Below are 11,215 nucleotides of genomic sequence, written 5' to 3' on the forward strand. Positions count from 1 at the left end.
GCCAGCACTCTAGAAAAGCTGTATGGCAAACGCAACGGGTGAACAGAGGGGCGTTTTACAAACATGGATGGTAGAGGGCTGAACAGGGTCGCGGTTGCGGTGGTGCTGAGTGTCGGGGTGATGGCGGGCGCCTATGGTGTGGCCCGTGGTCTGGTGCCTGATACCACCCCTGCCCGGCTGGCCATGGTTCTGCCCGGCCACGGTGCCGTTGATATCGCGCCTTATCTGGAACGAGCCGATATGGGCCACGGTGCGCGCATGGTGGAGCAGGTTTGTGGGGGCTGCCATGCACTCAAAGCGGGTGCGGGCGATGGCGCGGGGCCGAACCTCTTTGGTGTGGTGGGCAGGCCTATAGCATCCGCTCCGGGTTATGCGTATTCCGATGCCCTGCGCCACAGTGCCGCGGGCCGGACGTGGACAGAACAGACACTGTCCGACTGGCTGAGTAGCCCTGACCGTTTTGCGCCGGGCACCCGCATGTCCCTGAACGGCCTGACAGACCCAGCCTTGCGGGCCGATATTATTGCGTATTTGCGAACACTCCGTCAGCCACCGGACTGAGGCGGCCTCCCCTTATCTAATTCTTCAGGACATCAAAGCATGACCACCAAGGAAATCGATCTTTACGTCGAAGTGGCCAACGCTCTGGCCGATACGGTCCGTTGCGTGGTGCGCCCGTGGTTCCGCAGGGGTATTGCGGTGGAAAGCAAGGGGGATGAAAGCCCCGTGACTGTAGCTGACCGCAGCGCCGAGCGTGTCATGCGCGCCATTCTGGCCGAGCGTCTGCCGCAGCATGGTGTGTTTGGTGAGGAGTTCGGGCAGGCAAATCCCGAGGCCCCGTATCAGTGGTTACTGGACCCGATTGACGGCACACGGGCCTTTGTAACGGGGCGGCCAAGTTTTGGCACACTGATCGCTCTTTTCCATGAAGGCAAGCCGCTTCTGGGGCTGCTGGATCAGCCGATACTGGAGGAGCGCTGGCTAGGCGTAAACGGGCGCGAGACGGTCTTTACCTCCTCGCTGGGGGGGCGTGTCGGCACGCGCAATGTCAGCCTTGGTGAGGCGGAATTGTCCTGCACCTCTCCCGAAATGCTGGAAGTCGCTCCGCATGATGGTTGGAAAACGCTCAAATCCCGCGCGCGGCGTATGACGTGGGGGGGGGACTGCTATGCCTATGGTCTGCTCGCTCTCGGCCAGCTCGACCTGATTGCCGAATGCGACATGAAGCCGTGGGACTGGGGAGCGCTGGTGCCGATCGTGCAGGGAGCAGGTGGTGTCATGACCCGCTGGGATGGCTCTGATCTGCGGTTTGAGGGAGATGGAACGGTGCTGGCGGCCGCCACCCCTGCCCTGCACGCTGCCGCGTGCGAAGCGTTGGGTTTCGGCGCGTAAAGCCTGCATTGGCCTGCGGGTGGAGGCTGTGTTCTGGCGGATATTTCGCCATTACGACATGGCCCCCTCTGTTCATCCGCCGTGATTTGCGATAGGCCTGCGCTTTGACATAACAGCTATTGGTCATTCCAGATGAGCACAAGCACGCACCTGTCTCTCCCCAAGGACAAGATCCGTATTCTCCTGCTCGAAGGCGTACATGACAGTGCGGTTGCACTGCTCAAGGCCTGCGGGTACGACAACGTTGTGCGGCTGAAAGGTGCTCTGGAAGGCGACGCCCTGCGTGAAGCGCTGGAAGGCGTTCATATCGTCGGTATCCGTTCACGGACGCAGCTGACGAAGGAAGTCATTGAATCGGCGGATCGTCTCATGGCTATCGGGTGTTTCTGCATCGGCACCAATCAGGTGGATCTTGACGCGGCACGGCTTAATGGCGTGCCGGTGTTCAACGCACCGTTCAGCAACACTCGCTCGGTGGCCGAACTGGTCATGGGCGAGATTGTCATGCTCATGCGCCGCATTTTCCCGCGTTCGGTGGAATGCCATGCTGGGGAGTGGAACAAATCCGCCGTCAATAGCTGGGAAGTGCGTGGCAAGACGCTCGGTATCGTAGGTTATGGCTCCATTGGTTCGCAGCTTTCCGTTCTGGCGGAAGCCTTCGGCATGCGGGTTCTGTACTACGATGTAGTGGACAAGCTGGTGCATGGTAACGCCCAGCCGGTGGAAACGCTGGAAGACCTTCTGGGCCAGAGTGACGTGGTCAGCCTGCATGTGCCGCAGTTGCCCACAACGGCCAACCTGATGGGTGCGGCCCAGATCCGCGCCATGAAAAAAGGCGCGTTCCTGATCAACAATGCACGTGGCAATGTGGTTGATCTGGAGGCTCTGGCCGAAGCGCTGAAAAGTGGTGATCTGCTCGGCGCGGCCATTGACGTGTTCCCCAAGGAGCCCAAGGGCGCTGGTGATCGTCTGTCCACCCCGATCATGGGGCTGGAAAATGTCATTCTTTCCCCGCATATCGGCGGTTCCACGGTGGAAGCGCAGGAGCGTATCGGCGTTGAAGTGGCCCGCAAGCTGGTCGAATACTCCGATGTCGGCTCGACCTTCGGCGCGGTCAACTTCCCCGGTGTGCAGCTGCCAGCCAGCCCGCGCGGCGCGCGTTTCATGCATGTGCACCACAGCGTGCCGGGCATGATGATGAAGCTGAACGAGGTTTTCCTGCGGGCAGGCTGCAACGTGACGGCGCAGTTCCTCCAGACCGACAGCGAAATCGGTTATGTCGTGATCGAGGCCGATACCGCTGGAGATACGGAACTGGACGACCGTCTGCTCCACTCCCTGCGCGAGATAGAGGGCACGATCCGTGCTCGTCTGATCTACAAGGGCAAATAAGACATGAATGCGGGTACGGGACTGATCAATGCCCGTATCCGCAGTTTTGCCTTTTCAGGCATAGAGCGCGGCCCGTCTGGGTTGAAGTGCAGGTTGCCAGTGGCCTGCCTGCCTTTCTGGTGGTGGGTCTGCCTGACAAGGCCGTGGGTGAAGCGCGTGAGCGCGTAAGGGCCGCCCTCACCTCCATCGGGCTGGCATTGCCCGCCAAACGTATTCTTATCAATCTTGTTCCAGCCGACCTTCCCAAGGAAGGATCGCATTTTGATCTGCCGATTGCGCTGGCGCTGCTGGCTGCCATGGGAGTTGTGCCCGCAGAGGAAGCCGGGCGTTATGCCGCCATGGGTGAGCTGTCGCTTGATGGGCGGATCAATCCGGTATCTGGCGTGTTATCAGCTGCGCTCGAAGCCTCAGCCCTCGGTTTGGGGCTTGTCTGCCCAGCCCAGCAGGGTGAGGAAGCGTTATGTGGTGGTGACATTGCCATTCTGGCAGCACCAACCCTGCTGGCCCTGATCAACCATTTCAATGGCATGCAGCCATTGCCTTCTCCTGTATTTACACCACGACCGCCCGCTCCCGAACAGAACGTGCCAGACCTTGCAGATGTGCGGGGTATGGAAACAGGGCGGCGTGCGCTGGAAATTGCTGCGGCTGGTGGCCACTCGCTTTTACTGTCTGGCCCACCGGGTGCCGGAAAATCCATGCTCGCAGCGCGGCTTGTCGGGTTGCTGCCTGACCTGACCCCGCGTGAAAGCCTCGAGGTGTCGCGCATTTACAGTGCTGCGGGATTGCTGGTGGAGGGGCGTCCGCTCTTCCGCCCTCCCTATCGTGACCCGCATCACTCCGCGAGCCTGCCGGCTCTGGTCGGTGGTGGCAGCCGTGCCCGGCCGGGGGAAATCAGTCTGGCGGATCAGGGCGTGCTGTTTCTTGACGAACTGCCGGAGTTTTCCCGTGCCGCGCTGGAGGCTCTGCGGCAACCGCTGGAAACTGGGCGCGTAACCATAGCGCGGGCTGCAGCGCATGTTGCATACCCTGCCCGTTTTCAGCTTGTTGCGGCCATGAATCCCTGTCGCTGCGGGTATCTGGGTGATGCCACGCGTGAGTGCGGTAAAGCACCGCGCTGTGGGCAGGACTATGCGGCGCGGCTGTCTGGCCCGCTGCTGGACCGCATTGATCTGCATGTGGGTATGCAGCCTTATGAGCCGCTGGGCTACATGCGCGATGCCGTGGGTGAAACAACCGCTCAGGTGCGTGAGCGTGTCGAGGCGGCGCGGGATATGCAAAACCAGCGGCAGGACGGGCGTAAAAACGCGGAAATTTCAATCGAGCAGACTGGGCTGGCAGGAGATGCCGCGCAACTGGCGCAGTCGGTTGCAGAAAAATTCCGCTTCTCGGCGCGTGGATATACGCGGCTGGCCCGCGTGGCCCGTACAGTTGCCGATCTGGCGGGTAGTGTTGAGATACAACCCGGCCATGTGGCTGAAGCCGCAACCTTTCGGGTGCGGCTTCAGGGCTGAGTATCAGGCGCTGCGGAGCTGCGTGAAGGCCTGCTTCAGATCCGCCATAAGATCGGTGGTCTGTTCAAGCCCGATCTGAAGCCTGAAGGCACAGGCCTGCCCCATGGGGGATGGGAATGCCCGCTGAATACCACCCGTGGTCGGCAGAACGAGGCTTTCATACCCTCCCCATGAGGCCCCGATCCCGAACAGGTGCAGGCTGTTGATCATGCGCTCCATGTCCTGCCCGGTATAACGGGGCTCCAGCACAACACCGAACAGGCAGCCCGCGCCGGTAAAGTCGCGCGCCCATAGGTCGTGGCCCGGACAGCCCGGCAGGGCCGGGTGCAGAACCTGAGCGACTTCGGGCTGTTCTTGCAGCCATATTGCCAGATCAAGGGCTGAACGAGCCTGCTGTGCCAGCCTGACTCCCATGGTGCGCAGGCCACGCAGGGTCAGCCAGCAGTCATCCGGCCCAGCGACCTGCCCTGTCTGGATAGCGGTATCGCGCAGTTGTTCCCATGTTTTGCGGTCCGAGACGGTAATGGCGCCTGCAATGACATCGGAATGGCCGGCCGGGTATTTGGTCAGGGCCTGAATGGACAGGTCGGCTCCATGGGCAAACGGCGCAAAAATGCCAAATCCCCATGTGTTATCCACGAACAGCTTGGCCCCGTTGCTGTGTGCAACTCGTGCCAGCATGGGGATGTCCTGCACCTCGAAGGTGTGGCTGCCGGGACTTTCGGTAAAAATCACCCGTGTGTTGGGGGTGATGAACGTCTCCAGCTCTTTTTCGTCCGCCATGGGGGGGAAGTACGAAATCTCTACCCCAAAACGGCGCAGCATGTTTTCCGCAAAACGGCGTGTGGGGCCGTAAACGCTGTCCGAGAACAGGCAGTGGTCGCCCGCGCTCAGAAAAGCCAGAAGAGGCAGCGTGCATGCGGCAAGGCCGGAACTGACGATCTGGCAGTCTGTGCCGCCTTCTACCGTGGCGATCGCTTTTTCCAGCTCGTGCTGGATGGGCGAGCCCATGGCACCATAAATGCTCTCATGGTCATAACGCGCTGCACCCTGCCTTTGCATGGCGTCCAGCGAGGGAAACACAACGGTGGAGCCGCGCGTGACGGGTGGGTTGACGTAGCAGCCGCGTTCATCCGGCGTGGGCCGTGCCGCGTGGGACAGGGTCGTGCCGAGTTTGAGCCAGCCTTCGGCCACCCTGTTCTGATCAGTCATGTCTCATGCTCCGTTTCTGCCGTGGTGTTTACTGGTTGGGGGTGCGTTCGGTGGTAACCGGCAGGTCGGGCATGCTGCCCCATTCGGCCCATGAACCATCATAGAGAGCGCTGTTTTCTAATCCCGCAAGGGACAGGGCAGCGCTCAGGACTGAGGCTGTCATGCCTGAACCGCAGGTGGTTATGGGCCTGTCCTGCGGCTTGAGGCCCATTTGCTGGAAAAGGGCCTGTATGGCCTGTCGCGGCAGGAAATGCCCCTGCCCGTCCAGCACTGTTTTATAAGGCAGGCAATGCGCACCCGGCATATGCCCGGAGCGGACGCCGGGCCGGGGCTCGGGGGCTGTACCGTAAAAACGCGCTTCGCTCCGTGCATCCAGAATGGGCCGCTCGCCAGTCGCCACGATCGTGCACATATCGCCCAGCCCGGCTATGCGGCTGTACTGTGTGTGGGCATGATAGCGGGTGGCAGGGCGCGGTGGGGTGGGTCTGTCTGAAACCGGCAGGCCAGCCCTGAGCCATGCGGCAAGCCGCCATCAAGGATGCGCACGGTGTCATGGCCGAACAGCGTGGCCAGCCACCATGCCCGGCAGGCCGAGGCGGTGTTGCCTGATCGTAAAAAACGACAGGGTCTGTCCGCGCTACGCCCAGCGCTCCCATCAGGCTGGCATAACGCGCGGCGGACGGCACGGTGTGTGGGAACAGGCCCTGCAGGTCGGAAAAAATATCGATATCGAAATACAGGCTGCCCGCAATATGTTCATGCAGGAAACGCTCGGCGGGGTTTCCCCCTTCTCCGGGCAGGAGGGCTGTGGCGTCAAACACGACTGGCGGCGTGGGTGAGCGGAGCAGGGTTGCGAGTTCATCCGCCTGAACGAGAAGGGACATGGCCAACCTGTAACCGTTTTCCTGTTTCGGGTGTTCGCACCATAAGATGATCCACCGCAGGCGTGAACCGGCTTTCTTGCCATGCTGGCGGTCTTTGAGGTGCCGTGCTTTAGTAACTGCCATGGCGAATGAACGGATCATAACAACAGAACATGTCCTGCGATTCCTGCTGCTGGGGGCCGTCGGGTATGGCTGTGTGCTTGTTCTGGCACCGTTTTCCTCAGCACTGCTATGGGCTGGGGTGTTGACCTATACGACATGGCCACTGTTCCAGCACCTGCGCAGGCGCATGGGGGCGAGTGCTGCCAGTCTGGTCATGACCTGCCTGTGTGCTGTGGGGGTTGTGCTGCCGCTGGCGGCACTGGCATCGGCCAGCTTTTCCACCGGGCCAAGGCTGGCCGCGCAGTTGATGGCGCTGGTGGGAGAAATCAACCACCTGCCGCCCCTGCCCCACTGGCTCGCCACCCTGCCGGTTTTTGGCGCTGAAATCAGCCATCGCTGGGCCTTGTGGGAGCAGAACGTCAACGCCTTTGCCGAAGAGTTCCGGCCCTATGCGGGCAGCATCATCCAGTCCCTGCTGGGTGTACTGATGCAGTTTGCCAACGGGGCCTTACATCTTGTCATGGCGCTGTTCATTTCATTCTTTTTCTGGATTGGCGGCTCCGTGCTCTGGGACACGCTTCAGGCGGTTATCCTGCGCATAGCAGGCCCACAGGCAGGGCGTTACTTGCATATTGTGGGCAGCACGGTGCGCGGCACGGTTTATGGTATTCTGGGTACCGCCATCATTCAGGGGATACTGACCGGCATAGGACTGTGGATGACAGGCGTGGGGGAGCCGGTGGTATTGGGTATCCTTGCCGCGTTCCTTGCCGTGTTTCCGGTCGGCGCGCCTCTGGTCTGGGGGCCTGCCGCGATCTGGCTGCTGGTGGCACATCATCCGGGACATGGTATTCTGCTGCTGCTTTACGGCATTATATTTGTGTCCGGGGCGGATCATGTCATTCGGCCGCTTTTTATCGTACGGGGGTCCAAGCTGCCTTATTTGTTGACTGTTCTGGGCGTGATTGGGGGCATTCTGGCTTTTGGCGGGGTTGGCATTTTCCTTGGCCCTATCCTGTTGGCCATTGGCTTTTCCGTCACAATGGAATTCGCCGCCAGAGATGCGCTGCTGCTGCTGTCGGCTGACGGCAGGAGGAATACCGCTCCATGAAACGCAGGCTTGTAAATCTTGTAGAATGGGCTCAGCGCCGTCGCGCACGCCAGAACCCTGGGTATGAAGGCGCAGCGCTTAAAGTCATAAGCTGGAACCTGCTGCGCAGAACCGGTGCCACCGTTCACGATGTGGCGGCCCTTATCACGCGTGAAAATCCTGATATCCTGCTCATGCAGGAAGCCACAGTCGAGATTGATGCCCTGCCGCTACTGGTGGGCGGGCATTACAGCCGCGCGCCTCTGCCCGGTCGCATTCATGGTCTGGCCTGCTGGAGCCGTCAGCCTTTCAGCCGGCCGCCGCGGGCTTGCACAATCCCTTCGGGGGTGATGGTCAAACGGCATGCGCAGATTATCGAATACAGACAGTTTTCTCTGGCCAATGTGCATCTCTCCCATGGGCAGGTGCTGAACCGGCGGCAGTTACGCAGGGTGGCATCTCTGCTAACGGCGCCCTGCGCCATTCTGGGTGATTTCAATCTGGTGGGGCCAACGCTGGTGCCGGGCTTTCGGGATGTGGGGCCAAAAGCGCCCACGCATAACATGGCCGAGGTTCTGCCGATCAGGATTGATCGCTGCCTGACCGAAGGCATGATCTGCCTTGGCTCACGGGTTCTGCCGGTTTTTGCCTCTGATCACAGGCCTATTGCGGTCATGCTTCAGCCGGCTCAGGCAGAAGGGGCTGCCCGTATTACAGCTCTTACAGATAGGGCATGAACAGGCGGGCAAAGGCGTCGCGTACTATTTCCAGCTTGTAGCGGTTGTCCAAATCATAATGGGTGAGCCTGCGGTTCTGATGGCTGTTAATGAACGTATCGAGACTATCGGCCAGAGAGGTATCGTAGGCTTCCATATTGATTTCGAAGTTCAGCCGTAGGTGCGGATATCAAGATTGGAACTGCCAAAGAAAGACCACGCCTTGTCCACGACCATCAGCTTGGAATGGTTGAAAGGTGCCGCTGCCAGCCATATACGCGCTCCCGAATGCAGCAAGGGGGCAATATTGGCTGCGCAGGCCCAGTCAAGGACACGATGGTTACTGCGTTCGGGAATGACTATATCTACCTGCACACCTCGCAAGGCTGCCAGTTCCAGTTCTGAAAGAAAACGTTCGCCTGCCAGAAAATAGGGCGTCATCAAGCGTACACTGCGTCGCGCCAGAGTAATGGCCTGCAACATGGTGTATTCGATTTTTTCCAGATCCGTATCCGGCCCAGCCGTAACAATACGCGCTAGTGTTTCGCCCTTGCCGCTAGGGGCTTCGCTGAACAGGTCAGCATCCAGTGTTTCATGGGTGGTAAAATACCAGTCCCATGCGGCTGTTGCCGCCAACTGATGCACCGCTGGGCCTTCGATCATGAAATGTGTGTCAGATACAGGGTTACGGGGCTTGCGGGATACACGGTTTTCATCCGCGATGTTCAGCCCGCCCATGAAGCCGATATGGCCATCCACGACCAGAATTTTACGGTGATTACGTAGGTTAAGAAACGGCATGCGCCACGGCCAGACGGAATGCATGAAGCGCGCACAGGGCACCCCTGCCCGTCTCAGGCGGTGGTAGATGGGGGAAAGAAAATACCCGCTGCCAATACCGTCAACCAGCACGCGCACACACACGCCACGGGCATGTGCGTCTGCCAGAGCTTTGGCGAATGCCTGCCCTGTCTGGTCATCGCGAAAAATATAGGAGCACAATATGACGCTTTTGCTCGCATTTTCGATAGCGCGGATCATGGGCGGATAAGCGCCATCGCCATCATGCAGGCAGGTGATGGTGTTGCCGCAGACAAGGGGGCGGGTGGTCAGTTTGCCCACCATGAGTGCCAATGGCGCGAACTGCCCTTCCAGTTCCCGGTTCCATGAGGAAAGGCGTGAAATACCGGGCCGCCCGCCCGAGCGCGTGCCAACCAGCTTACGCGCCAGACGCGTTACGCGGTTGATGCCGAACATGACATACAGTACCGACCCTAGAATGGGCATGAGCATGCAGATGCCCATCCACCTATGGCCGATGCCGTGTCACGCTTGGTCAGCAGGATGTGCAGAACAACAGTTGCGACCAGCACAAGCTGGAGTATCATCAGGGCGAGAAGCTGCAGGGGATGGGAAAAAACGGATAGCATGGCGTTTGATCGGGACTTCCGCTCGGCAGGAAAAGCAACAAACACCATGTATCATGTGCAGGGACAACGCAAAGCGGTTTCGCCCGCTCGGCACGCGCGCGGTGTGCAGGCCCAGCAGGATGGCATTGAAGCTGAAAGTAAGGCCTGCGCCATGCTGGAGGCCCGAGGCTGGCGTATTCTGCTGCGCCGCGCCCGGACACCTCGTGGAGAGGTCGATATCGTGGCGGATTGTGCGGGTATTCTGGTGTTTATTGAGGTGAAGAAACGTCAGACAATGGCAGAAGCTCTGCCTGTCTGTCACCCGTGCAATCCAGACGGCTGTACAGGGCGGCTGAATGTCTGCTTCAGCGTAATGGCGCATGGCATTACGAGGAACTCAGGTTTGACCTGATAGCGATGGACAGTGCCGGTGGTATGGAGTGGGTCGAAGACATTCTGCGGCAAATGTGATCGTGAGCCGCAGAATCCGATACAGGATTAAACCGTAACCGGGATCAGGTGCGGTGATGGGTCTTTTTGACGTGCACGGCATGCTTGGAGGCATGATAGCTGACAAGATGAACCATGCCATGAACTTTGCCTGCATGAGCAAGAGTTACGGAATGGGACGATACACCATGATGGGCAGTGTGTGCGTGAGCATGAAAAACGGGCGGCGGTGCTGTTAGCGCTGCAAATGTGAGCTTGCTGGCTTCAAGGTCGGAAATAACTCTCTGTGCGCGTGCAGCGGGCTGAAAGCCAAAAGCAGCAACCGCCATACCACAGAGCACAAGTGACACACGCCCCAAAACAAACCGCGTCATTACTCCGGCCTTATCCCATTTTCACGATCTGTGTGAAACTATACAGGCCGGAGTGTGCATGACAACCTGAAAATCAGGCAGATGCGTTACAGGCGATGTTTTTTTCTGCCAGAAGGGTCTGCAGTTCACCGCTCTGGAACATTTCCGTTACGATATCGCAGCCGCCGATAAACTCACCCTTGACGTAAAGCTGGGGAATGGTCGGCCAGTTGGAGAAATCCTTGATACCCTGACGGATGGAGGGATCAGCCAGAACATTCGCGGTTTTGAACGGTACACCCAGATGGTTGAGGATCTGAACGACACGGGCCGAAAAACCGCATTGCGGGAAGTCGGCATCGCCTTTCATGAACAGCATAACCGGGTTGCTGTCGATTTCCTGCTGGATTGCCTGTGTAGCGGAATCAGTCATTGGTCATGTCCTTGCAAGGGGTAAACCCGAATGGGTCAGGGAGTGGCTGTCTTGAGTGCCAGGGCGTGGAGCTTGTCGCCCATATGGCCCTGTAAGGAATCATAAACGAGCTGGTGCTGCCGCACACGGGGCAAGCCCCGGAATGCCTCGCTGACAATGCTGCACGCGTAGTGATCGCCGTCGCCCGCAAGGTCATCAATCTTGACCTGAGCATCCGGGAACGCCGCGCGGATGTATGTTTCCAGCTCCGTGGCACTCATTGCCATGT

Annotated in this window: 12 protein-coding genes and 2 pseudogenes; 7 read left to right on the plus strand and 7 right to left on the minus strand. The window is 59.5% G+C overall.

What is annotated here, in order from left to right; genetic code table 11:
- Positions 1 to 63 precede the first annotated feature (63 nt).
- From JCM25143_RS00500 to JCM25143_RS15505, 4 genes and pseudogenes are all read left to right on the plus strand, one after another.
- Positions 64 to 561, plus strand: a complete 498-nt coding sequence (locus JCM25143_RS00500) for a c-type cytochrome (RefSeq protein WP_025859653.1) — start codon at positions 64 to 66, stop codon at positions 559 to 561.
- A gap of 39 nt (positions 562 to 600) precedes the next feature.
- Positions 601 to 1,392, plus strand: a complete 792-nt coding sequence (locus JCM25143_RS00505) for an inositol monophosphatase family protein (RefSeq protein ID WP_025859654.1) — start codon at positions 601 to 603, stop codon at positions 1,390 to 1,392.
- A gap of 132 nt (positions 1,393 to 1,524) precedes the next feature.
- Positions 1,525 to 2,784, plus strand: coding sequence for a phosphoglycerate dehydrogenase (serA, locus tag JCM25143_RS00510; RefSeq protein ID WP_025859655.1), 1,260 nt, complete (start codon positions 1,525 to 1,527; stop codon positions 2,782 to 2,784).
- Positions 2,785 to 2,787: 3 nt separating this feature from the next.
- Positions 2,788 to 4,298, plus strand: a pseudogene (locus JCM25143_RS15505) (YifB family Mg chelatase-like AAA ATPase).
- Positions 4,299 to 4,301: 3 nt separating this feature from the next.
- Here the strand turns inward: JCM25143_RS15505 and metC are convergent.
- The 3 genes from metC to JCM25143_RS22980 are packed head-to-tail and all read right to left on the minus strand — an operon-like array spanning position 4,302 to position 6,517.
- The gene (metC, locus tag JCM25143_RS00520; RefSeq protein ID WP_025859656.1) at positions 4,302 to 5,510 is read right to left on the minus strand and encodes a cystathionine beta-lyase; all 1,209 of its coding nucleotides are present in this window, start codon (positions 5,508 to 5,510) and stop codon (positions 4,302 to 4,304) included.
- Between the two features lie 28 nt (positions 5,511 to 5,538).
- Positions 5,539 to 5,889: a sulfurtransferase gene (locus JCM25143_RS22975; RefSeq protein WP_234394817.1), complete on the minus strand. Its 351-nt coding sequence runs from the start codon at positions 5,887 to 5,889 to the stop codon at positions 5,539 to 5,541.
- Positions 5,786 to 6,517 carry a rhodanese-like domain-containing protein gene (locus tag JCM25143_RS22980; RefSeq protein WP_234394820.1) on the minus strand — a complete coding sequence of 244 codons (732 nt, stop codon included), beginning with the start codon at positions 6,515 to 6,517 and terminating at the stop codon, positions 5,786 to 5,788. Before JCM25143_RS22980 ends, JCM25143_RS22975 begins: the two co-directional genes overlap by 104 nt.
- On the opposite strand from JCM25143_RS22980, the gene JCM25143_RS00530 reads away from it, so the two are divergent.
- A complete protein-coding gene (locus JCM25143_RS00530) occupies positions 6,516 to 7,607 on the plus strand; it encodes an AI-2E family transporter (RefSeq protein ID WP_025859657.1) in 1,092 nt (363 codons plus the stop codon). The two genes, JCM25143_RS22980 and JCM25143_RS00530, sit on opposite strands and share 2 nt — an antisense overlap.
- Entirely contained in the window at positions 7,604 to 8,323 is a 720-nt protein-coding gene (locus JCM25143_RS00535) for an endonuclease/exonuclease/phosphatase family protein (RefSeq protein ID WP_025859658.1), read from the plus strand. Before JCM25143_RS00530 ends, JCM25143_RS00535 begins: the two co-directional genes overlap by 4 nt.
- On the opposite strand, the pseudogene JCM25143_RS15515 reads toward JCM25143_RS00535, so the two are convergent.
- Positions 8,307 to 9,732 (minus strand): annotated as a pseudogene (locus JCM25143_RS15515) (phospholipase D-like domain-containing protein). The gene JCM25143_RS00535 and the pseudogene JCM25143_RS15515 overlap by 17 nt on opposite strands.
- Between JCM25143_RS15515 and JCM25143_RS15520 the strand changes: the two are divergent.
- On the plus strand, positions 9,731 to 10,123 hold the full coding sequence (locus tag JCM25143_RS15520) for a YraN family protein (protein ID WP_234394809.1): 393 nt from the start codon (positions 9,731 to 9,733) through the stop codon (positions 10,121 to 10,123). The pseudogene JCM25143_RS15515 and the gene JCM25143_RS15520 overlap by 2 nt on opposite strands.
- Positions 10,124 to 10,226: 103 nt before the next feature.
- On the opposite strand, the gene JCM25143_RS00550 is transcribed toward JCM25143_RS15520, so the two are convergent.
- From JCM25143_RS00550 to JCM25143_RS00560, 3 genes are all read right to left on the minus strand, one after another.
- Positions 10,227 to 10,535: a hypothetical protein gene (locus JCM25143_RS00550; RefSeq protein ID WP_025859659.1), complete on the minus strand. Its 309-nt coding sequence runs from the start codon at positions 10,533 to 10,535 to the stop codon at positions 10,227 to 10,229.
- A gap of 73 nt (positions 10,536 to 10,608) precedes the next feature.
- Positions 10,609 to 10,947: a Grx4 family monothiol glutaredoxin gene (grxD, locus tag JCM25143_RS00555; protein WP_025859660.1), complete on the minus strand. Its 339-nt coding sequence runs from the start codon at positions 10,945 to 10,947 to the stop codon at positions 10,609 to 10,611.
- Positions 10,948 to 10,982: 35 nt separating this feature from the next.
- On the minus strand, positions 10,983 to 11,213 hold the full coding sequence (locus JCM25143_RS00560; protein ID WP_025859661.1) for a BolA family protein: 231 nt from the start codon (positions 11,211 to 11,213) through the stop codon (positions 10,983 to 10,985).
- Positions 11,214 to 11,215: the final 2 nt, after the last annotated feature.

Origin of the sequence: Acetobacter papayae JCM 25143 (assembly GCF_000613285.1) — a bacterium.
GTDB lineage: Bacteria > Pseudomonadota > Alphaproteobacteria > Acetobacterales > Acetobacteraceae > Acetobacter > Acetobacter papayae.

What these genes read in the sequence shown, in the direction of transcription:
- JCM25143_RS00500 (WP_025859653.1), top strand. Translation starts at nt 64, where the DNA reads ATGGATGGTAGAGGGCTGAACAGGGTCGCGGTTGCGGTGGTGCTGAGT.
- serA (WP_025859655.1), top strand. Translation starts at nt 1,525, where the DNA reads ATGAGCACAAGCACGCACCTGTCTCTCCCCAAGGACAAGATCCGTATT.
- JCM25143_RS00550 (WP_025859659.1), bottom strand. Translation starts at nt 10,535, where the DNA reads ATGACGCGGTTTGTTTTGGGGCGTGTGTCACTTGTGCTCTGTGGTATG.
- JCM25143_RS22980 (WP_234394820.1), bottom strand. Translation starts at nt 6,517, where the DNA reads ATGGCAGTTACTAAAGCACGGCACCTCAAAGACCGCCAGCATGGCAAG.
- JCM25143_RS00535 (WP_025859658.1), top strand. Translation starts at nt 7,604, where the DNA reads ATGAAACGCAGGCTTGTAAATCTTGTAGAATGGGCTCAGCGCCGTCGC.
- metC (WP_025859656.1), bottom strand. Translation starts at nt 5,510, where the DNA reads ATGACTGATCAGAACAGGGTGGCCGAAGGCTGGCTCAAACTCGGCACG.
- JCM25143_RS00505 (WP_025859654.1), top strand. Translation starts at nt 601, where the DNA reads ATGACCACCAAGGAAATCGATCTTTACGTCGAAGTGGCCAACGCTCTG.
- grxD (WP_025859660.1), bottom strand. Translation starts at nt 10,947, where the DNA reads ATGACTGATTCCGCTACACAGGCAATCCAGCAGGAAATCGACAGCAAC.
- JCM25143_RS00560 (WP_025859661.1), bottom strand. Translation starts at nt 11,213, where the DNA reads ATGGCAATGAGTGCCACGGAGCTGGAAACATACATCCGCGCGGCGTTC.
- JCM25143_RS00530 (WP_025859657.1), top strand. Translation starts at nt 6,516, where the DNA reads ATGGCGAATGAACGGATCATAACAACAGAACATGTCCTGCGATTCCTG.
- JCM25143_RS15520 (WP_234394809.1), top strand. Translation starts at nt 9,731, where the DNA reads ATGGCGTTTGATCGGGACTTCCGCTCGGCAGGAAAAGCAACAAACACC.